This is a genomic window from Sorangium sp. So ce367 (assembly GCF_051520455.1).
Lineage (GTDB): Bacteria > Myxococcota_A > Polyangia > Polyangiales > Polyangiaceae > Sorangium > Sorangium cellulosum_B.
On record NZ_CP150334.1, the window covers coordinates 1,421,512 to 1,440,229 of the forward strand.

Annotated in this window: 23 protein-coding genes and 1 pseudogene; 16 read left to right on the forward strand and 8 right to left on the reverse strand. The window is 68.9% G+C overall.

Going from position 1 to position 18,718, the window contains the following annotated elements; translation table 11 throughout:
• Positions 1-69: 69 nt before the first annotated feature.
• Positions 70-816, reverse strand: a complete 747-nt coding sequence (locus WME97_RS05355) for an outer membrane lipoprotein-sorting protein (protein ID WP_437549923.1) — start codon at positions 814-816, stop codon at positions 70-72.
• A 572-nt stretch (positions 817-1,388) separates the two neighbouring features.
• Between WME97_RS05355 and WME97_RS05360 the strand changes: the two genes are divergently transcribed.
• Positions 1,389-1,865: a hypothetical protein gene (locus tag WME97_RS05360; protein ID WP_437549925.1), complete on the forward strand. Its 477-nt coding sequence runs from the start codon at positions 1,389-1,391 to the stop codon at positions 1,863-1,865.
• 142 nt (positions 1,866-2,007) lie between these two features.
• Here WME97_RS05360 and WME97_RS05365 read toward each other — a convergent pair whose 3' ends face one another.
• Together WME97_RS05365 and WME97_RS05370 are read right to left on the reverse strand one after the other, a co-directional pair.
• A complete protein-coding gene (locus WME97_RS05365) occupies positions 2,008-2,325 on the reverse strand; it encodes a DUF1330 domain-containing protein (protein WP_437549927.1) in 318 nt (105 codons plus the stop codon).
• Positions 2,315-3,046 carry an SDR family NAD(P)-dependent oxidoreductase gene (locus tag WME97_RS05370; RefSeq protein WP_437549929.1) on the reverse strand — a complete coding sequence of 244 codons (732 nt, stop codon included), beginning with the start codon at positions 3,044-3,046 and terminating at the stop codon, positions 2,315-2,317. Before WME97_RS05370 ends, WME97_RS05365 begins: the two co-directional genes overlap by 11 nt.
• Positions 3,047-3,155: 109 nt before the next feature.
• On the opposite strand from WME97_RS05370, the gene WME97_RS05375 reads away from it, so the two are divergent.
• Positions 3,156-4,091: a LysR family transcriptional regulator gene (locus tag WME97_RS05375; protein WP_437549931.1), complete on the forward strand. Its 936-nt coding sequence runs from the start codon at positions 3,156-3,158 to the stop codon at positions 4,089-4,091.
• Between the two features lie 107 nt (positions 4,092-4,198).
• Here the strand turns inward: WME97_RS05375 and WME97_RS05380 are convergent, their stop codons facing one another.
• Complete coding sequence (locus WME97_RS05380; RefSeq protein WP_437549933.1) at positions 4,199-5,107, reverse strand: LysR family transcriptional regulator; 909 nt, start codon at positions 5,105-5,107, stop codon at positions 4,199-4,201.
• A gap of 167 nt (positions 5,108-5,274) precedes the next feature.
• Here WME97_RS05380 and WME97_RS05385 point away from each other — a divergent pair, with 167 nt between their 5' ends.
• The 7 genes and pseudogenes from WME97_RS05385 to WME97_RS05415 all read left to right on the forward strand — a co-directional run bounded on the left by WME97_RS05385 (position 5,275) and on the right by WME97_RS05415 (position 11,641).
• Positions 5,275-6,093 carry an inositol monophosphatase family protein gene (locus tag WME97_RS05385; protein WP_437555314.1) on the forward strand — a complete coding sequence of 273 codons (819 nt, stop codon included), beginning with the start codon at positions 5,275-5,277 and terminating at the stop codon, positions 6,091-6,093.
• A gap of 29 nt (positions 6,094-6,122) precedes the next feature.
• Positions 6,123-6,761: an NADPH-dependent F420 reductase gene (locus WME97_RS05390; RefSeq protein ID WP_437549935.1), complete on the forward strand. Its 639-nt coding sequence runs from the start codon at positions 6,123-6,125 to the stop codon at positions 6,759-6,761.
• Positions 6,762-7,115: 354 nt separating this feature from the next.
• Positions 7,116-8,828, forward strand: coding sequence for a DUF1592 domain-containing protein (locus tag WME97_RS05395; RefSeq protein WP_437549937.1), 1,713 nt, complete (start codon positions 7,116-7,118; stop codon positions 8,826-8,828).
• 5 nt (positions 8,829-8,833) lie between these two features.
• Positions 8,834-10,222: a DUF1552 domain-containing protein gene (locus WME97_RS05400; protein WP_437549939.1), complete on the forward strand. Its 1,389-nt coding sequence runs from the start codon at positions 8,834-8,836 to the stop codon at positions 10,220-10,222.
• Positions 10,223-10,298: 76 nt separating this feature from the next.
• A pseudogene (locus WME97_RS05405) lies at positions 10,299-10,562 on the forward strand (protein kinase domain-containing protein); the annotation flags it as partial.
• Positions 10,563-10,614: 52 nt separating this feature from the next.
• On the forward strand, positions 10,615-11,115 hold the full coding sequence (locus WME97_RS05410) for an RNA polymerase sigma factor (protein WP_437549941.1): 501 nt from the start codon (positions 10,615-10,617) through the stop codon (positions 11,113-11,115).
• Positions 11,102-11,641, forward strand: coding sequence for a hypothetical protein (locus WME97_RS05415; protein WP_437549943.1), 540 nt, complete (start codon positions 11,102-11,104; stop codon positions 11,639-11,641). Before WME97_RS05410 ends, WME97_RS05415 begins: the two co-directional genes overlap by 14 nt.
• A gap of 167 nt (positions 11,642-11,808) precedes the next feature.
• Here the strand turns inward: WME97_RS05415 and WME97_RS05420 are convergent, their stop codons facing one another.
• Genes WME97_RS05420 through WME97_RS05430 form a run of 3 tightly spaced genes read right to left on the reverse strand, consistent with a single transcriptional unit; the run spans position 11,809 to position 13,755 of the window.
• Positions 11,809-12,999, reverse strand: a complete 1,191-nt coding sequence (locus WME97_RS05420) for an RNA polymerase sigma factor (protein ID WP_437549945.1) — start codon at positions 12,997-12,999, stop codon at positions 11,809-11,811.
• 56 nt (positions 13,000-13,055) lie between these two features.
• Positions 13,056-13,373 carry a YciI family protein gene (locus WME97_RS05425; protein ID WP_437549947.1) on the reverse strand — a complete coding sequence of 106 codons (318 nt, stop codon included), beginning with the start codon at positions 13,371-13,373 and terminating at the stop codon, positions 13,056-13,058.
• Complete coding sequence (locus WME97_RS05430) at positions 13,261-13,755, reverse strand: helix-turn-helix domain-containing protein (RefSeq protein WP_437549949.1); 495 nt, start codon at positions 13,753-13,755, stop codon at positions 13,261-13,263. The genes WME97_RS05425 and WME97_RS05430 overlap by 113 nt, the downstream gene beginning before the upstream one ends.
• A 447-nt stretch (positions 13,756-14,202) precedes the next feature.
• Between WME97_RS05430 and WME97_RS05435 the strand changes: the two genes are divergently transcribed.
• The 5 genes from WME97_RS05435 (at position 14,203) to WME97_RS05455 (ending at position 16,921) form a co-directional block, all read left to right on the forward strand.
• On the forward strand, positions 14,203-14,550 hold the full coding sequence (locus WME97_RS05435; protein WP_437549951.1) for a VOC family protein: 348 nt from the start codon (positions 14,203-14,205) through the stop codon (positions 14,548-14,550).
• Between the two features lie 2 nt (positions 14,551-14,552).
• Entirely contained in the window at positions 14,553-14,726 is a 174-nt protein-coding gene (locus WME97_RS05440) for a hypothetical protein (RefSeq protein ID WP_437549953.1), read from the forward strand.
• A gap of 35 nt (positions 14,727-14,761) precedes the next feature.
• On the forward strand, positions 14,762-15,121 hold the full coding sequence (locus WME97_RS05445) for a YciI family protein (protein WP_437549955.1): 360 nt from the start codon (positions 14,762-14,764) through the stop codon (positions 15,119-15,121).
• On the forward strand, positions 15,118-16,380 hold the full coding sequence (locus WME97_RS05450; protein ID WP_437549957.1) for an RNA polymerase sigma factor: 1,263 nt from the start codon (positions 15,118-15,120) through the stop codon (positions 16,378-16,380). Before WME97_RS05445 ends, WME97_RS05450 begins: the two co-directional genes overlap by 4 nt.
• Before the next feature lie 220 nt (positions 16,381-16,600).
• Positions 16,601-16,921 (forward strand): hypothetical protein, encoded by a 321-nt coding sequence (locus WME97_RS05455; RefSeq protein WP_437549959.1) that lies wholly within the window; start codon positions 16,601-16,603, stop codon positions 16,919-16,921.
• A 316-nt stretch (positions 16,922-17,237) separates the two neighbouring features.
• Here the strand turns inward: WME97_RS05455 and WME97_RS05460 are convergent, their stop codons facing one another.
• The gene (locus WME97_RS05460) at positions 17,238-17,618 is read right to left on the reverse strand and encodes a Na+/H+ antiporter NhaA (RefSeq protein WP_437549961.1); all 381 of its coding nucleotides are present in this window, start codon (positions 17,616-17,618) and stop codon (positions 17,238-17,240) included.
• Between WME97_RS05460 and WME97_RS05465 the strand changes: the two genes are divergently transcribed.
• Together WME97_RS05465 and WME97_RS05470 are read left to right on the forward strand one after the other, a co-directional pair.
• Positions 17,611-18,420, forward strand: coding sequence for a hypothetical protein (locus tag WME97_RS05465; protein WP_437549963.1), 810 nt, complete (start codon positions 17,611-17,613; stop codon positions 18,418-18,420). The genes WME97_RS05460 and WME97_RS05465 overlap by 8 nt on opposite strands.
• The gene (locus WME97_RS05470) at positions 18,417-18,695 is read left to right on the forward strand and encodes a hypothetical protein (protein WP_437549965.1); all 279 of its coding nucleotides are present in this window, start codon (positions 18,417-18,419) and stop codon (positions 18,693-18,695) included. Before WME97_RS05465 ends, WME97_RS05470 begins: the two co-directional genes overlap by 4 nt.
• Positions 18,696-18,718 lie beyond the last annotated feature (23 nt).

Genomic DNA, 18,718 nt, shown 5'->3' on the forward strand with positions numbered 1-18,718 from the left:
TTCATCGGCGATGAGGCGACCCTGGGGTCGAGCGCTTCGGGAGATGGTGGCCTTCGACGGCCGTGTCGCTCACTTCTCCAGGTTGCGCTTGGAGAAGGTGTCGTCGTTGATGGCCTCGTTCACCTTCACCTTCTTGCGCGTGAGCGTGGTGGTGAGGTTCTTCGTGTGGTCCACCATCTTGAGGGTGCCGGGGGTGCAGACGTCGCCGTCGCAGGAGTAGCCGGTGCGGGTCTCGGTCTTCACCAGCTTGCCCTCGGTGTTGTAATACTTGAGCTCGCTGGGGACGTTCTTGTCCTTCGTGATCGTCATCTCGATCTTGGCGTAGGAGGTCGTCTGGCCGCTCCTCGGGGTGAGCGTGAGCTTGACCTCCTTGCCGCTGGAGGAGCTGACGGCCGGCGTGTAGCTGCCGTACTTCTGGGTGGCCAGGTCTTCCTGGCTGAAGGCCATGCCGAAGGCGCTCTGATCGCTGGTGTGGCTGGCGATGCGGCGGACTTTGCCGAAGGACGGCAGATAGACGTACATCTCGGTAGGGGAGAGGATGAGGACCTTGGTGCCTTTGAGGTCCGCGGGAGCGGTGAACTCGGTGAGGCGCTTCTCGCCCTTCATCCACACGTTGATGCCGGCGGGTTTGTCGGGTTTGCCGCTCTCCGCCGTCTTGGCCTCGTATTCGAAGTAGAGCGTCTTGGCCTTGTTCATGGCCGCTTCGGTCGCCGCCAGGGCCTTGTCGGCGGCGTCGTCGGCCAGCGCCGCGGGGGCGTGCGAGAGACCGAGCGCGACCGCGGTGGCGAGGATGGAAACGAAGCGCGAAAACCTCATCGGGACCTCGGAGAGCTTGGGGGGGCCGCCGCTTGCCGGGGCGGAGCCGCCGTCGCGGCTCCACCTGCATGAGCGCGGGGGATAGGCATGATAGGAACATGGCGTCCGCAAGGTCAATCCTGCTGTTCCCGCACCTGCCGGCCGTGGCCGCGCAACCGGACACGTCGGAGGAGGTGGGAGGACGCGTCCGTGAAAGACGAGCACGGCCGGCGAACGGGAGGGCCAATGGACCCCGTGCAGCTGCAGAAAGGCTCGCTTGCATCATGGTGTCCGTGGCCATCTCGGTGATGTCGAGCTCTCGCTCCACGAGCGAAGCCTGCTTGCGACGCCCTCTCACCAAGGCACGACGGCTCGCGCCCCCCGGTGGTGCCGCGAGCCACCACCAGACATGGAGGCGCGTCCCTCCAGCCCCGCGTCTCTCGCGCCGCGCCGCCGCCAGGATCTCGGCTGAAACCGCCTCTCACCCTCGCCCCGCTCCCCTCGTTGGCCCTGGTACGGCTCATGCGAGTGTCCTCCTCGCCCCCGCACGAAAGAAGCCGCGCGACGCTCGCTGCAACGACCAAGGAGAACCGATGCTGCCCACGAACACGACCCAGAAGACCCGCTCCCTCGTCATGTCCCTCACGATGGCCGCCGGCCTGGCCGTCACCGCGTTCTCGTCCCCTGCGGCGGCCGGGCCGCTGCCGACGCTCTCCGGATGGGGCGTGCGCGGCCATGCCAGCTTCATGGGCTCGGTGAGCCAGCAGGTCGACGGCTCGCTCAGGGGGCATTTCACGATCATCATCCACAATCCCGGCGAAGACCCCGTCACCTGCCGCTACCTGCGCTTCCGTCCCCATACCGTGAGCGGCGGAAGCTGGAGCTTCGATGGACATGGCACGTGCTGGACCTCGGGCGGCGCGTTCGCTGCGGCGAACCGCTTCACCTTCTCGGACCTGGGCAGCCCAGGCGCGGGCGTCGACGCCGTCGACGTGAACTACTACGGCGCGGTCGGCGTCTCGATCCCCGGCGGCCTCTTCGATGACGGCGACATCGTCTACACGCCTTGAGGCCATCCGCAATCCAGCGGGCGTGTCACGCCGGGCCGGCGCTCCCGCCGCTCGATCGGCCGATCGGGCGACCGGTAGATCATGGCCCTGAGCCCGGCGCCGGTGATGCGACGCTCTGCTCCCTCGCCGCGCGGCACGCGGCTCACACCGCCGGCGCTTCGAACTCGCCGAGGATGAAGGTCGCCGCGACCGCGGGCTCGAAGAACTCGGCGCGCACGGCGCGGTACTGCGCGTCGGCGAAGAACCGCTCCCGCGTCGCGCGGTCGGGGAACAGGAGGGTGAAGACGCGGTTGATCCGCTCATCCCCCTTCAGCACGCGCGCCACGACGAAATCGTGGCCGAACGCGCCGCCATAGGACAAGAGGATCGGCATCATCCCGGCGCGGTAGCGGGCGTAGGACGTCTCGTCCGCCATGTGGAGCCCCACCAGGAGCACGTGCTGTCGGCCCTCAGCGCCCATGGGAGTAGCCTCCATCCACGTCGAGCGTCGTGCCGGTCACGAAGCCGGCCCTGGCAAGGAACAGCGCCGCTTCCGTCGTGTCCCGCACCTCGCCGACGCGCCCCAGCGGGTGGATCGAGGCCATCGAATCGGCCCCTTCGCCGATGAGCGGCGTGCGGATGATGCCGGGCGCCAGCGTGTTCACGCGGATGTTGTGGGCGGCGAGCTCGGCGGCCAGCGAGACGGTGAGCGCGTGGACGCCGCCCTTGCTGGCCATGGCGGCCGAGGCCGGCATCCGCGCCATGGCCTGCTGGACGAGCACCGTGCCGATGTTGATGATCGAGCCCCCGCCGCCCTCGATCATCAGCGGCACCGCCGCCTGCGTCATCAGGAACGTCCCCTTCACGTTGGTGGTGAAGAACCGCTCCAGGTCCTCCTCCGTGCTCTCGAGGAACGGCTTCACGCCGAAGATCCCGGCGTTGTTGATCAGCACGTCGACGCCGCCGAAGCGCTCGCGCGCGGCCGCGGCGACGGCCCGCGCCGTGGCCCGATCCCCCACGTGGCCCGGCACGGCGACGACGCGCGCCCCGCCGTCGAGGCTCCGCCGCGCCTGCTCGAGCTTCTCCGGGTCGCGGCCGTTCATGACGACGCTCGATCCCTCGGCAAGGAAGCTCCTGGCGAGGTCGAGGCCGATACCGCTGCTGGCGCCTGTGATGATGACGCGATCGATCCTGGTGGACATGGAGTGTCGTTCCTTTCGCGCCGACAACCTAGGACCGTCCCTCGAACCGAGAAAGTGGTATGTTTCTATCGACTTCATAACTCCAGGTTCTGATCCTGCGGGCCTCGCCATGACCTACGATCAGCTCGTCGCCTTCCTCGCCGTCGCGGGCGACGGCACGTTCAGCGCCGCGTCCGCGCGGCTGCACAAGTCCCAGCCGGCCGTGAGCAAGCTGGTGCGCAACCTCGAGCGCGAGCTGGGGATCGAGCTGTTCGATCGCCGGGAGTACCGCGCCACGCTCACCGACGCCGGCCGCCTGTTCCACGAGCGCGCCGCGGCCGTCATCGAGGGCACCGAGGCGCTGCGCAGCTTCGGCATGCGCCTCTCCGGGAAGGTGGAGCCGATCGTGCGGCTCGCCGTCGACGCGGTGACGCCGCTCGGCCCCATCATGGGCATCTTCCGGGGGCTCCTGGCGCGTTATCCCCTGGTGCGCATCGAGCTCGGCACCGAGCGGCTGGCGGGCACCGCCGACGCGCTGCGCGAGGACCGCGCCGATCTCGCCGTCGCCACGAAGCTCGGGATCGACGGCTCAGCGGTGGAGACGGCGCGCTTCTGCGACGTGCGGGTGATCCCGGTGGCGCGCTTCGATCACCCCCTGGCGACCTGCGGCGCGCCGATCCCGCCCGCGCTGCTGCGGGCGCACGCGCAGATCATCCTGCGCGACAGCGCGAGGGGGAGCGCCTCGCCGTCCCTGAACGTGCTGGAGGGCGGCCTGCGCTGGACGGTCACCGACGTCGCGGCGAAGAAGGAGGTCCTCCTCGCGGGCATGGGCTGGGGCGGGCTGCCCGAGCACGTGGCCGCCGGCGCGCTGGAGGCGGGCGAGCTCGTGGCGCTTCAGGTCCCCGAGTTCGTGGCCGACACCATGGAGCTCTTCGTGATCCGCCGCCGCGACCGCCCGCACGGCGTCGTCGCGCAGGCGCTCTGGGAGGCGCTGCTGCGCTGCGGCCACGGCGCCGGGGCACCCGCGGCGGCCGCCAAGGCCCCGCGCCGCCGGAAGAGGGGTTGAGAGGGGTTGAGGGCCGCGCCGGCCCGACCTCCGGCGGCGGAGCGCGCTCGCCAGGCGGGTCGACGCCATGCCCGCGAGCGCCGGCCGACCGGCACGCTGCTGCTGGGTCACGCCTCTCCACGGCAGATCGCCCGGAGGATCTCGCGCGTGTGTCCGCGCAGCCATGCGTGCGCCTTGTCGCCCTCGCAGCGCTGGTGCCACAGCTGGACGATCCTGAGCTCCGGCGCGTCGAGCGGCAGCGGACGGGTGCTGAGGCCCAGCGCCCGCACGATGGGCCCGCAGACGCGCGCCGGCAGCGCGACGACGAGATCGCTCTCGTGGGCGAAATGGATGGCCGCCGCGCACGTGGGCGCCGCCGCGACGACGCGCCGCCGCAGCCCCAGCGCCTCGAGCGCCTCGTCGATCGGATCGCGCAGGCGGCCACGGCGTGAGACGATGACGTGGAGCGCCTCGGCGTAGCGCCTGGCGGTGAGCCGGCCGCGCGCGAGCGGGTGGGCCCGGCGGAGGGCGACGACGACGCGATCTTCGCCGACCAGCTCCCCACGGATCTCGGGGAGCGCGGGCTCCGTCGAGCCGATCTCGAGATCCACGCGCCCTTGGCGCAGGTCGTCCGTATCTCCCGCGGGCTCGGCCAGGAGCCGGACCTTCGCGAGAGGCGCCTGCTCCTGCACCGCTCGCAAGAGCCGCGTACCGAGCGCCGTCGTGAGCGCGTCGTGGCAGCGGACGGTGAAGGTCCGATCGAGCCTCGCCAGGTCGAGCTCCCGCTCGGGCGCGAACACCGCGTGCGCTCGCTGGACGATGGCCTGGACCTCCTGTCGCAGGGCCAGCGCGCGGGGCGTGAGCGCCATCGTCCGGCCGGCGCGCACGAGGATCGGGTCCCCCGTGGCGTCCCGGATGCGCCCCAGCGTCCGGCTCATCGCGGGCTGGGACAGGTGCAAGCGGGCCGCCGCGGCGCTGACGCTCCTCTCCTCGAGCAACGCGTCCAGCGCCGGCAACAGGTTCAGGTCCACATGCATGGCAGTAATTATTCCTCATAGCAACTATGCATTGGACGGTATGAGTCGTCCAGGGTTTATTCCTCCGTACGGTGGCTCAGCGGTTCGCGACCACGCGCGCGCCGCTCGTCCGAGGAGGATTCATGTCGATTCATTCCGAGCATTCCGAGCAGATGAACAACGATGTGATGTGGCGAGACCGAGGCCCGGGCCGCGCGGAGGACGAGCCCCTGCTGCCCGCGGTCGTCGCGGCGCTCTCCGCGGCGGGCGAGCGGCTCGTCGGTCGCTTCTCGACAGAGCCGCGCCCGAGGAGCCGGGAGGACATCTTCGCCGCGCTCGGCGCCAACGATGCGGTTTCCCTCGAGGCGCTCCGCGAGCCCTTGTCGCGCGCTCGCCCGGAGGCCCGGTGGGTCGAGGACGAGCTCGAGTGCGGGCCCCTCCCGCCGGGGGAGTGGTGGGTCACCGACACCGTCGAGGGGAACATCAACCATGTTCACGGGATGGCGGACTGGTGCGTCACGGCGACCCTCGTCCGCGACAACGAGCCGGTCCTGACGGCGGTGCACCTGCCCTTGACCGGCGACACATACACCGCCCGGAAGGGCGCCGGCGCGTACCTCGGGACCAGGAGGATCCGCGCGTCGGCGAAGACGGAGTTTGGCGCCGCCTTCGTCGGGACCGGCCAGGCGAAGCCGGGTGAGGACGACGAGACGTACCGGCGGATCGGCATGTCCGTCACCGCGATGCTCGGGAGCGCGCTCGTCCTGCGCGTCTCGGTTCCGGCCACCCTCCAGCTCGTTCAGGTCGCGGCGGGCCGGATGGACGTCTTCTGGCAGTACAGCCAGATCCGCTCCGGGCTCGTCGCCGGGGCGCTGCTCGTCGCGGAGGCCGGGGGCACGGTCACGGACACACGCGGAGAGCGGTGGAGCCTCGCCAGCGAGGACTTCCTGGCTGCAGCGCCCGGGCTCCACGCCGGCGCGGTAGGCGTCCTGTCGACCATCCGATGATGAGGAGGAGGCTGAACATGGATCAACTCATGGGAAACATTGGAATCCTCGGCTCGGGCCGTGTCGCCACGGTCCTCGCCAACAAGCTCGCGGGCGCCGGGCGCGCCGTCACGATCGGCACCAGGGACCCGGCGCAGGCGGCGCTGAAATGGTCGGGAGCGCGCGTCGACTTCAGGGATCACGCGGAGACCGCGCGCCTGGCCGCGATCGTCATCAACGCCACCCCCGGGGACACGAGCGTGGAGCGGCTCGGCGCCCTCCGCGACGCGCTGAAGGGAAAGATCCTTGTCGACGTCTCCAACGCGACGCTGCGCGGCCGCGACGGCCTCCCCGGCAGCCTGCTTTACCCGAACGGCAGCGTCGCCGAGCGCCTGCAGGCTGCGCTGCCCGAGACGGCCGTGGTCAAGACGCTGAATACCATGCTGTTCACCGTCATGGCGGATCCCACGAGCCTGCGCGCCGCCCCGACCGCGTTCCTCTCCGGCAACGACGAGGGCGCGAAGGCGGTCGTCGGACGGTTGCTCGGCGATCTGGGCTGGCCGGCCGACTGGATCGAAGATCTCGGAGACATCGAGACCGCTCGTGGCCCCGAGGCGGTCGCCTTGCTCGTCCCGTCCGTGCTGCGAAGGCGAGGGCTCGCGCCGTTCGCCATCGCGCTCGCCCGGTAAACGCGACGAAGCACATCACGGAGCTGGAGCCCAATCCACCTCCGTGACCGTGGCTTCGCGAAACTGCCCATCCAATGTGAACGCTCACCGCGAGAAAAATTGCAGCCGACAAGAAGCGCCGTGTTCGTGTGATTTTTCGCTGCAGAACGGAACGTGTGCGCGCCGGGAGGCAACACGTCCTGAAGAATCAAATCATGTCGCCGTCACTGGAATCACGGAGCCGCCGGGACGGCCCCGACGGCTCCTGTGCGGTCGAAGGGGAGGGATCCGCTCTCAATTTCCTGGCGATTGAAGAGCGCTCGTTGTCTAATCGCGGGACTTCAGCGCTCCCAGCGCTGGTGAGGAGCGACAACGATGTCCAGACCCTCGCGTCACCAGCCTGCGCGCCGTCGCGGAGGCGCTCGGTGGGCCGCGCCGATCGCGCTGGTCCTCGCCGGCGGCTGTACGGGATCCGTGGGTGAGCCGGGCGCCGGTTCCGGCTCCGGCTCCGGCAAACCTGGTACCGACGATCCCATCGGTGTTTGCCGGGACGACACGGTGTATCCCGGGCGAGCGCCGCTCCGGCGGTTGACGCGCTTCGAATACAACAACACGGTTCGCGACCTCCTGGGGGACACGACGGAGCCAGCCTTCTCGCTGCCGAGCGAGGATATCGGGAACGGCTTCGGCAACGACGCGGACACGCTGTCTGTCTCGAGCCTGCTGGCCGAGCAGCTGGGCACCATCGCGGGGGGCATCGCCCAGCGCGCGACCGCGACGCCGGAGGCGCTCGAGAGGCTCGCTCCCTGCGCGGGCGACGTGACGGCGGCGAGCGAGGAAGCGTGCGCGCGCACGATCGTCGAGGACCTCGCGGCGCGCGCCTATCGCCGGCCGCTCCAGGCCGGCGAAGCCGACGAGCTCCTGGCGCTGTACAGCGTCGGGCGAGAGGACGCGACGTTCGCCGCCGGCATCGCGATGGTGATCGAGGCGGTGCTCCAGTCGCCCGATTTCCTCTACCGCGTCGAGTGGGGCGCGCCCGATCCCGCGCGCCCGGCGCTCCGCCGGCCGACGGGCGACGAGATGGCGACGCGGCTCTCGTACCTGTTCTGGGGCACGATGCCCGACGAGCGGCTGCGCTCGGCCGCGCAGGCGGGGGAGCTCGCGACGAAGGAAGGCGTGCGCTCGCACGCCGAGCGCATGCTCGACGACCCTCGGGCCCGGCCCGTCGTGCGGTTCTTCTTCGACAGCCTGCTCCCCATCAGCAGCCTCGCGGATCTCGAGCGGGACACGGAGGCCTTCCCGACCTTCTCTCGCACGATCGGCTCGCTGATGCGCGAGGAGACGCAGCGGTTCCTCGAGCAGGAGATCTTCGAGCAGGCCGGCACCTGGCCGTCCATCTTGACCGCCCCGTACACGTACATGAACGGCCCGCTCGCGGCGTTCTACGGCGTCTCCGGCGTGACGGGGGACGCGTTCCAGCGCGTGGAGCTCGATACGACCCAGCGCCTCGGGCTCCTCACCCAGGCGGGTGTGATGGCCGGGACGACGCACTCGAACATGACGAACCCCGTGGTCCGCGGCTCCTTCGTGGTCCAGAAGCTGATGTGCCATGTCATCCCGCTCCCCACGGGCGACATCCTGGAGAAGGTGAAGCCGCCGGACCCGTACACCGGCAAGACGGCGCGGGAGCGCTTCAGTCAGCACAGCGAGGATCAGGTCTGCGCGACGTGCCACCAGTTCATGGATCCTGTCGGCTTCTCGTTCGAGAACTACGACGCGGTCGGGCTGTTCCGCGCGACCGAGAACGACGTCGCGATCGACGCGAGCGGCTCGGTGCCGGGCACGGAGGGGACGGTGAGCGGGCCGATCGAGCTGGTGCGCAAGCTCGCCGAGACGGAAGACGTGCAGAGCTGCTTCGCGACGCACTGGATCGAATACGCCTACGGCCTCACGCTGCGCGCCGAGGACAAGTGCACACGAGAGGCCGTCACGGCCGCCTTCAAGACGTCTGGATACAACGTGAAACAGCTCCTCATCGAGCTCACGCAGACGGACGCCTTCCACACCATGGCTGCCCGGGAGGAGTGACCGCTATGTCGACGTCTCGCTCGACGTTTCGCTTGAACCGGCGTGCCTTGCTGCGAGGTGCCGGCGGCATCGCCATCGCGCTCCCGTGGCTGGAGATCATGGGCGCCGAGCCCACGGCGCGCGCTCAGGCCGCCCCCGCGAAGCGCTTCCTCGCCGTCTACACGCCCGGCGGGACCGTGATGGACCGCTGGCGGCCGACGGGCTCCGAGACGAGCTACACGCTGAGCCCCATCCTGGCGCCGCTCGCGCCGGTGCAGAGCCGGCTGCTCGTCGTCGACGGCCTCGACATGAAGAGCGGGCTCGGCGAGCAGCACCAGGCCGGGATCATCGCCTGGCTCACGGGCACGCCGCAGGACGGCGCCGCGGGCCGCGCCTACGGGAGCGGGCCGTCGATCGATCAGGTGATCGCCTCCCGGATCTCCGGGGGGCAGAAGGCGAAGGCGAGCCTCGAGATCGCGGTGCGCTGGGCGACGGGAAAGTCCCACGGCCTGCTGTCTCCGATGAACATCGCCAATTTCGAGAACGACGCGCCCTACAGCCCGATCCCGCCGCGCATCGATCCGGTGGAGATCTTCACCGATCTCTTCGGCACGCTGAACCCCGGCGCCGACGACGACGCCGCCCGTCGCCTCGCGCGGAAGCAGTCGATCCTCGACTTCCTCGACCGGCGCTACTCGGCCCTGTCCTCGCGGCTCGGCGCGGCTGACAGGCAGAAGATCGATCAGCACCTGACGAAGATCCGCGAGATCGAGGAGAGCCTCAGCAAGGCGCCGACCGCGACGGGCGCCTGCCAGGCGCCGGCGAAGGTCGACACGTCCGACTACAACCCGCGCACGGGGCGCAACTCCGCCGACAACGGCTCGATCAAGGACACGTCGACCGACGCTGCGATCCCCAAGGTCGGCAAGCTCATGACGGACATGCTGGTGATGGCGCTCGCCTGCGACATCACGGCGGTCGGCACCCTCCAGTGGAGCGACACCGAGGCGAAGCACACCTTCCCCTGGCTGAACCTGAGCGAGCACCACCATTACTACCAGCACGACGGCGGCTTCAGGGCGGCGGAGTGCGAGCTGATCTGCAACTGGTACTCGAAGCAACACCTCTATCTCCTGCAGGAGATGGAGAAGGTCGACATGGGCGGACACTCGCTGCTCGACGAGAGCGTCGTCTTCTTCGGCTCCGAGATCTCGGATCCGCCGAGCCACAAGAAGACGAACATGCCGTTCCTCCTGGCCGGCGGCGGCGGCGGTCTGCGTACCGGGCGCTGGCTCCGGTACAAGAACCTCCCGCACAACAACCTGCTCGTGTCGATCTTGAACCTGTTCGGCGACACCCGGACCACGTTCGGCACCCCGGAGCATTGCACCGGGCCGCTCACGAACCTGACATAGCAGCGAGAACGAGGCGCGTCCGAGCAAAACCGGGCGAGCCGCTTGGAGGCAACACGCAGAGGCCCACGCCCGCGGCGTCGTTCACGGGGACATCAAGCGGAGCAACCTGCTGCTGATCGGCGGCGAGGTCGACCAGGTGAAGGTGCTTGATTTCGGGATGGCGTGGCAATCCGGGGCGACGAGCCGGCTGACGCAGACGGGATCGATCCTGGGAACCCCCGGCTACATGGCCCCGGAGCAGGCTCGCGCGGAGCGCGAGGTGGGCCCGCCGACGGACGTGTTCGCGCTCGGTTGCGTGCTGTTCGAGTGCTTGACCGGCAAGCCCGCGTTCCAGGGGGAGCACAGGCCAAGTACGCATGGACGCAGCCCGCCGGAAAGCCATCCACCACGCCATGGTTCGGCTCTCCGATGGAGACCGGACCGCGTTCGACGTTCTGCTCGACGACCTCTGGCCCGTGATCCTCTCGTTCGCGGAGCGTGGGGTGGGCCGGGGCGCGGACGCCGAGGACGCCGCGCAGGAGGTCTTCTACAAGGTCTGCGCTCGAATCGCCGAGTTCGATCGAAGCCGCGACGGCCTCTCTTGGGCGTTCGGGATCGCCAGCTACGAGATCATGACGCACCGTCGCCGGCTCCAGCGCCGCCGCGAGGTCTTCGACGAAGCGTCCGTGGCAGGCCAGCTGGATGGCTCGGCGTCGCAGGAGGAGCAGCTCCTCGCGCGGGAGATCGCGCTCGCCTTCGAGCAGGCCGTAGGCTCACACACGGAGGAGGATCGGGTGTCGCTCGGGCTCGTGGACGGCACGTCCGATGCCGCCGGCGCCACGCTCCGCAAACGCAAGCAGCGCGCGCTCGACCGTCTGCGCGGAATCTGGAGGCACATCCATGGTGAACCGTGAGCAGCTGAAGCGCCTTGGCCTCCGCGCATACGAGGTCGGCCGGCTGCGCGTCGCGGCGCGCGCGGCGTGGATACTGGTGCCTGTCGTGCTCGTCTGCATGCTCGAGACGGGCGAGCGCGAGACCTGCGCGTGCCTCGGAGTGCTCCTGCTCGGCGCGAGCTTCTTCCTGCGCTGGCGCGACCGGCAGGGGGCGGACTCGGTGCGCGACGGGCTCCTCGCTGGCGCGCTGCCGCTCCTGGCGGGACTCGCCGCCGCCCGGGTGGCTCCGGCCTGCGCGGACGCGCCGCTCCTCTCCGTGTGCACCGCCGTGTGCCTGGGCATCGGCGTTCCATCGGGCGTTTGGCTCGGCGTCCGCCTCGTCCGGGGCTCGGCGCCCGCATCGACCTGGCTCGGGGCGAGCGGCATCGCGGTCCTGGCCGCGAGCCTGGGCTGCGCGGGCCTCGGCATCTCGGGTCTGATCGGCGCCGGCGCTGGCTTGGTCCTCGGCGCTGCGTCCGCGAAAGTGCTCTCGCGCGCTCCGACGTAGCTGACACGGGGGGCTTCCGTGGGATCGCGCGTTCGGCATTCCGGAACTTTCAGCGGGAGTTCAAGCCGCGCGAGGATCTCCCTCGCCCTCGCTGGCTCAGGCAGCCCGCGCGAAGCCGCCGCGAAGCGACGCCGAAGTCCCGCCTTCACTCCCCAGCCTGCGGGGAATCACGGACCGATGGCCCGGAGTCGCCGCTGCAACAGCGCTTTCACCGCGGGAGTGGGCGCGGATTTGATCGCCACATCTCGATAGCGCCGCGCCGCATCATCATTTCCGCAGCGCCGATGCAAGTCGGCGAGCACCGCGGCCCACAGGTAGGAGCCGGCCAGCCAAGTGGGCGGCTCGAGGCCGTCGAGGACCGCGAGCCCCGCGGCAGGCCCCTGCCACTCCGCCGTCGCGACCGCGCGATTCAGCCGGTGTATCGCGGAGGGGCCGAGCCGCTCCAGGAGGGCGTAGCAGTCCACGACCCTTTCCCACCGGGTTTCTGCGACAGACGGCGCGAGACAATGCTCCGCGGCGATGCCGGCCTCCGCGTGGTACCTGGAAAACACATCACCCTGCGCCGATTCGGCCAGCCACGAAAGCCCAGCCTGAATTTCCTGCTGGTCCCAAAGAGATCGGTCCTGCTCTTCCAGGAGCAGGAGCCCGCCGGAGGCATCCTGGCGAGCGGTCATCCGTGCCGCGTGCAGATGCATCAGCGCCAGCAGGGCAGACGTTTCCGGAGTCCGGCCCACCGGGTGTTCCGCCAGGATGGCCGCCAGCCGCATCGCTTCGTCGCAGAGCTCTCGGCGAATCGCTATCTCCGCGTAGGAAGAGAGATAGCCCTCCGTGAACAGGAGGTAGAGGATTGCGTGCACGGCGGGGAGCCGCGAGGCGCACTGCTCTCCCGTGAGCTCGTCGCGGAGCAGCGGAGATTCCCGCAAGCGGCTGCGGGCACGACCAAGGCGCTTGTACACGTTGGCTTCGCTGGTAAAGAGCCGCTCCGCGATCTCTCGGACATCGAAGCCGCAGAGTGTCTTCAGCGCAAACACGAGCTGCGACTCGACGGGGATCGCGTCGTCGCAGCAGACGAACAGCATCCTGAGCAGATCGTCTCGCACATCGCCCGCGAGGAAAGGGTCCGGGCCGTTCTCCGGCGCACCGGCGTCGTCCAGGGCGTGCTGCTCCGCCCTGCGATCGTGGCGCGCTCGTCGGCGCATCTCTCCCACAAGGTGGTTGTGCGCCACGCGGAAGAGCCAGGCGGATGGATTGTCCGGCAAGCCGGCAGTCGTCCACGATTCAAGGGCAGCCATGAGCGCCGACTGAACTGCGTCCTCGACAGCCTCGATGTGCTGCAGTCCTACGCGGCGCGAGAGCATGGCGACCAACCGGCCATATTCGTGCCGGAAGGAGTGCTCAAGCAGCCGAGGTGCGCTCAAGGAGCGTGGATCTCGATGACTTCGACGCCTGAACCGGGTCGCACGAGCCCTGGACATTCACGGGCCACCTGGATCGCCTCTTCCAGCGTCTGCGCCGAGACGATCATGTAGCCGCCGACCAGCTCTTTGACCTCCACGAAGGGCCCGTCCGGCGCAGGCTGCGTGGTGACGAGCCTTCCCGCGCCGAGCTTGCCCCCCATATCAGGCAGGTTCTTCTGGAACTTCTCCCTCCACTCGTTGAACTTGGCGTACATTGCTTGCATCTGGGCGGGCGAGGGTTTCTCGCCATCTCCACCGGGCAGCGCTCGCTGCAAACACAGATACTTGGGCATGGTTTCTCCTTGGAGAGCTCCGCCGGTCACCTCGACCGGCACCCCCATGACGCTCGCGCGCCCGGGTTTTGGACACGTCCGGCCATTTTTTGTCGAGGCCCTCCTTGCGCGCTTCGACGAGGCCCGCCTTCTCGAGCACCGCAAGGTGCTGCGAAGCCGCTTGCTGCGACACCTCGACCTCCACCGCGATCTCGCGCGACCGCGCGGGCCCGCCTTCAAGAGACGCAGGATCTCCACCCGCCTCGACTCCAGGAGGGCCTTGCAGGCGAGGGTCGCCTCGCTGCTCCGAGCGCTCCACGAGCAGGTACTTGTATACCACTGCGCCGTCTGGTACACCACAAGCATTCACTTGTGGAGATGTCACGACGACCCGACATCACGATGTCCACACCTGCCCGCCTGAGCTGATCCGCGACTTTGCGCAGGTGGTCGCCACGCTGGAGCGTGAGGCCGGCGTGACGCGCGGAACGATGTTCGGCTCGGAGGGCCTCGAGATCGGAAAGAGCGTCTTCGCCATGGAGGTGAAGGGGCGCCTGGTCGTCAAGGTCAGCGCGGAGCCCGCCGCGGAGCTCCGAGACAGCGGGCTGGCAGAGGCCTTCGACCCCGGGCATGGACGCCCGGTGAAGCAGCGGGTCAGCGCCTCGTCGCGAGCAAGCGTCGACTCGTTCTATCTCTTGCGCGAAAGCTCTGGCCTTCGTCGGCCGGGAGCGGACCGGATTTTTTCTGAGAGGGACCTGTCGTGGCGCGACCCGCTCGAACGTCTCCCGATCGAGGCCCCGCTTCGGGGCTTCGAGCTGGGAGAAAATAAGCCATGCAAGCCCCCTTTGTCTGGTTCCATCACAACGGCGAAAAATCCAATGAGACCAAGAAGTTCTTCGAGACGCTGCTCGGCTGGAAGCCGTCCGATGGCCCGGGCGGCATGACCATGCTGGCAGGCGAGGGAGGACCGTTCGCGGCCCTCGCGTCGAAGACCGAGCGCTACGGCGATCAGAGCGCCTGGATCCCGTTCGTGATGGTCGACGACGTCGATGCAGCCACCCAGCAGGCGATCTCGCTCGGCGCGGTGCTGCTCAAGGAAAAGAGCCGGGGGCCCGCCGGATACTTTTCCATCGTGCGCGATCCGGGCGGCGCGGCGATAGGTCTCTGGAAGAAGGCCTGACCATGACGGTGCTGAGGAGCCCGATTCACATGGCGGCGCTTCCGGAGCGCCTGTGGGTCGCGCTCGACCGCCTCGACGCCCTCGACGAGCACGATCCCGGCATCTCCAAGAGCGAGATCCAATCGGAGAAGCGAGAAGGGCTGAGCGCTGGCCGGGAAAGCGCCCGCGCTGGCTAGCGCGAACTGCGAGACATCCTGGGCTTGGAGCGACGATGACGACATACGCGCTGCTGATTTACCGGACATCCCCTCCTTCGGTTCCGATTCCGGAGCTCGAGGAAAGGCGGGCGCTCCTCGAGCATCGTGCGCTCCAAGCCGAGGCGTCAGCGCGCGGAGAGCTACACGCCGTCGCGCGGCTCGACGAAACGCGCGCGGCGCGGACCATCCGTCCGCGCTCCGGGGGGCATGAGGTCACCGACGGCCCGTTCATCGAGGCGAAAGAATGGCTCGTTGGCTTCTATGTGGTGGACTGCGAAAGTGAGGAGCAGGCGCTCGCACGCGCGCGGCAGATTTGCGGTGACGGCGCGCACGCCGTGGAGGTGCGCCCGGTCAACTGGCGGTGGAAGCCTTGAGCCAGGCGGATCACGCGGGGGCGATCCGGCGCGTCTACCCCAGCGTGCTCGCGAAGACGCTCGGTCTCACTAGGTCGCTCGTGGACGCGGAGGACGCGGTCCATGACGCGATCGAGCGCGCGCTCAAGTCATGGACCGTCACCGGCGCGCCCGAATCCGCAGAGGCGTGGCTGATCACGGTTGCTGCCAACTCCTACCGGGACCGAGTCAGGCGCTCGCGGAAGGAGGAGCGTCACGAGGACGCCATCGTGGTGCTGGCGCAGCTGAGCCCGTGGGCGCGTATCGCCGCCGCCGAGCCGGAGATCCTTCGCGGCTGGAAGGACGAGCTGCTCAGGCTCCTGTTCGCGTGCTGCCATCCAGCGCTCGAAGACGGCGAAAGCGCGGCCCTGGCGCTCTCGACGGTGGTTGGGCTCTCCGTCGGTGAAATCGCCCTGGCGTTCGTCGTGGCTCCCCGGAGCATGGAGCAACGCCTGACGCGAGCGCGCCAGCGGCTGCGTGACAAGGGCGATGTCGAGGGGACGACGCCGGAGCGCGGACACGAGCGCATCGGCGCCGTGCTGCGAACCATTCATCTGTTGTTCAACGAGGGCTACTGGTCATCCGCGGACGACGCGCCGGTCCGCGCGGACCTTTGCCGGCTCGCGATCGGCCTCGCTCGTTCGTTGTGCGAAACCTACCCCCGGGAGTCGGAGGCCGCGGGGCTGCTCGCGCTGCTCTTGCTCCACGACGCGCGCCGCGATGCTAGGCTCGACGAGCATGGCGGCCCGGTTCCGTTGCCCGAGCAGGACCGAACCCGATGGGATCATGATGGCATTCGTCGCGCGACCGACCTGCTCGAGCGGGCTCTCGGCCTGGGGGCACCCGGACCGCTCCAGACGGAGGCGGCGATCGCCGCCGTCCACTGCAAGGCGCGCACGGCCGAGGCGACCGATTGGGCTGAGATCGCGTCGCTTTACGCGCTGCTCGAGCGGTTCCGACCGACGCCGGCGGTGCGTGTGAATCGCGCCTTCGCCGTTGCCCGAGCCAGGGGGCCTGCGGAGGGGCTCGCCTTGCTCGAACAGCGTGACGTCGATGTGAGCGCCTATCCTTACGTGCACCTCGTTCGGGGGACGCTCCTGGGTGAAGTGGGGGAGACGGCGGCCGCTGCCCGCGCGCTCAGGGAGGCGGAACGGTGCGCGCGCAACATGCACGAGCGGAGGCAAATACAGGACCGGCTCGCTCGCCTCACGGCCAACGGAGACCGCCCATGGCTCCGCTGACCACCTCGGCACGTGGCGCTGTTTCCCCGATCCATGCAGACCTGCGTCTCACGCCGAGAAGCGCGGCGCGCTGCGAGGACCACCCCCTGCTGACGGCGTGGCGCGGTGCAGACAAGAAGACCTTTCCGACCCTGTCGACTCGCATCGACTCGGCCTCCGTCGTATTCCCCGGCGGTGTGCCTTGGCTCGTGAGATGCTTCTACGAGGAGAACGCCAATCCATGACCACCTCTCCTGAAGATCTGTTCTGGCGGCTCGCCGCGGAGCTCGAGCGAAACGACCCACGCATCACGGAAGGCACGATCATGAACGGCCGATGCCTCCGTGTCGGCAAGGAATTTCTCGCGCTGGTCGACTACAAGGGCTCGGGTTTGGTGGTGAAGCTGCCCAGGGAGCGCGTCGCGGAGCTCATCGAAACCGGCGTGGGCAAGCCCTTCGGCCCGGCAGGGAAGATCTTCAAAGAGTGGCTATCGGTCCCGACGCCGGACCGGCGACGGTGGTTACAGCTCCTGCGCGAAGGAATTGAGTTCGTCGGACGATAACCCTGTCTTCCGTGTCCCTCCCGACGGTGACAACGGCATCGATGCGTTCGCGCGCGACCCGGAGACGGGGAAACCCACGCGTTTCGGTCGTCCGATGACCGGCGACAAGGGCGAGCTCGGGATTCTGGTACCTGCCGGCGCTCCGCACTGATCGAGAGCACGTCCGCGAGGGGCGCGGCGGCGGGTGGTCATCTCGACCTCGTGGTGCGCACCGCCGGGGCCCAGGGCGATCGCGCCGTGGCTCCGGTGGACGCCAGCGCGGGCACGGACGCCGGCGCTCGCTGAGACCAGCCGCGCGAGTACCTCGTGGCTGCGGTTACGGCTCGGTCGACCCCTCGGCCTCCTCCGCCGTCCGCGCCGCACCGGCTGCCGCGGTGCCTGATAGCGCGAGCCTGCCGACGAGGAGGCCCACCACGGCCGCCACGGTCGAGGCGAGCAGGACGCCCAGCTTGGCCGCGGCAAGCATCGCGGCCTCGTCGAACGCGAGGCCTGCGGTGAAGATCGCCATCGTGAAGCCGACGCCTGCGACGCAGCCCACGACGGCGATCCCGCGCCAGCCGATGTCGCGCGGCAGGGCGCAGACGCCGAGCCGGACCATCGCGAAGCTCGCGAGGAAGACGCCGAGCGGCTTGCCGACGACCAGGCCGAGCGTGCTGCGTGGCGGCAGGGGGCCGCGGAGCGTCACGTTCGTGGCCAAGCTCGTGCATGGCGTTGCGGCGCGCGAGGCGGTTGTTTACCGGCGGCTCTCGAGGTCGGTCGCGCGGCGCTTCTCGCCGGAGCTGCTCGGCGCCCAGCGGCTCGGGAGACAGCGCTGGCTGCTCTACTTCGAGCGGATCGTGCCGGTGTGCCACTGGCCCTGGAACAACAGCACGCACACCGCTCGCGTGCTCGAGCAGCTGGCGCAATTCCACGAAGAGACGACGTCAGGCGACTCTCTGCCGGCATGGGACTACGAGGCCGAGAGCCTGGCCGCGGTACGGGAAGGGTGTAACTTCGACTTGGGAGAGTGCTACGTCTGGGGCGAAGGAACGGAAGGCGCTGGCGGGAGCATCATCACCCCCACGGGGGGGGTCGGCGGCTTCGGCTATGTACCTCTCCAGCCGCAGAATCACACCGGCTACGAGGAGGACCCGTGCGGCGCCTCACAGGTCGCCGAGTGTACGGTCACGTGGAAGGCTGATTCAGCTCAGTGCAAGAACCGAGGCGAGGCAGGCACCTGCACCACGCTCTACCAGGGCCACCATGCGAGCCTGGACGAAACCAAGGAACGATGTGAATATGCCAACGGGGTGCACCTCGGCTCCGGCGTGCAGTCGTGCGGCCCGTGTCGGTGGGTGACCGGTGCGCAGAATGACTGTTTAGAGCACTGCAAGGAGCTCTGTTACCAGATATGGGTGAATTGCCGCAATAATTGCCCCAGGGGGGATAAGAACTGCCTGTCTGAATGCACAAACGACCTCGCTGTTTGTAACCGCGATTGCGACAGAAAGTGCCGATGATCATGATCGAGTTAAAGTACGATTTTGGTGGAGATGTCCATCAGAACATCGTCGTGCGATTGTTCGATGTCAAGCAGGTGCGCGGTGCAGACGATCCCGCACCTTGGGATATCAGCGTAACGATCCTGTGGGGAGACGAGGTCGCGTTCGATCGCCAGCTAGCCGGTGCGGATCCGCTCCACGCGGTGGAGCTGGCCGCTCAGTTCGCGTCCAAGTACATCCGCGGCCGAGCGGAAGACGAGGGCGGCACCCTTGAACCGCCGATCGCGCCCTAAGATTTATGGACTAATCGATCCAG

Coding starts and splice junctions, on each gene's coding strand:
- WME97_RS05435 (WP_437549951.1), top strand. CDS start 14,203: ATGCAAGCCCCCTTTGTCTGGTTCCATCACAACGGCGAAAAATCCAAT.
- WME97_RS05370 (WP_437549929.1), bottom strand. CDS start 3,046: ATGTCCACCAGGATCGATCGCGTCATCATCACAGGCGCCAGCAGCGGT.
- WME97_RS05410 (WP_437549941.1), top strand. CDS start 10,615: ATGGTTCGGCTCTCCGATGGAGACCGGACCGCGTTCGACGTTCTGCTC.
- WME97_RS05415 (WP_437549943.1), top strand. CDS start 11,102: ATGGTGAACCGTGAGCAGCTGAAGCGCCTTGGCCTCCGCGCATACGAG.
- WME97_RS05395 (WP_437549937.1), top strand. CDS start 7,116: ATGTCCAGACCCTCGCGTCACCAGCCTGCGCGCCGTCGCGGAGGCGCT.
- WME97_RS05380 (WP_437549933.1), bottom strand. CDS start 5,107: ATGCATGTGGACCTGAACCTGTTGCCGGCGCTGGACGCGTTGCTCGAG.
- WME97_RS05390 (WP_437549935.1), top strand. CDS start 6,123: ATGGGAAACATTGGAATCCTCGGCTCGGGCCGTGTCGCCACGGTCCTC.
- WME97_RS05360 (WP_437549925.1), top strand. CDS start 1,389: ATGCTGCCCACGAACACGACCCAGAAGACCCGCTCCCTCGTCATGTCC.
- WME97_RS05385 (WP_437555314.1), top strand. CDS start 5,275: ATGTGGCGAGACCGAGGCCCGGGCCGCGCGGAGGACGAGCCCCTGCTG.
- WME97_RS05365 (WP_437549927.1), bottom strand. CDS start 2,325: ATGGGCGCTGAGGGCCGACAGCACGTGCTCCTGGTGGGGCTCCACATG.
- WME97_RS05375 (WP_437549931.1), top strand. CDS start 3,156: ATGACCTACGATCAGCTCGTCGCCTTCCTCGCCGTCGCGGGCGACGGC.
- WME97_RS05455 (WP_437549959.1), top strand. CDS start 16,601: ATGACCACCTCTCCTGAAGATCTGTTCTGGCGGCTCGCCGCGGAGCTC.
- WME97_RS05355 (WP_437549923.1), bottom strand. CDS start 816: ATGAGGTTTTCGCGCTTCGTTTCCATCCTCGCCACCGCGGTCGCGCTC.
- WME97_RS05420 (WP_437549945.1), bottom strand. CDS start 12,999: ATGCTCTCGCGCCGCGTAGGACTGCAGCACATCGAGGCTGTCGAGGAC.
- WME97_RS05440 (WP_437549953.1), top strand. CDS start 14,553: ATGACGGTGCTGAGGAGCCCGATTCACATGGCGGCGCTTCCGGAGCGC.
- WME97_RS05400 (WP_437549939.1), top strand. CDS start 8,834: ATGTCGACGTCTCGCTCGACGTTTCGCTTGAACCGGCGTGCCTTGCTG.
- WME97_RS05470 (WP_437549965.1), top strand. CDS start 18,417: ATGATCATGATCGAGTTAAAGTACGATTTTGGTGGAGATGTCCATCAG.
- WME97_RS05445 (WP_437549955.1), top strand. CDS start 14,762: ATGACGACATACGCGCTGCTGATTTACCGGACATCCCCTCCTTCGGTT.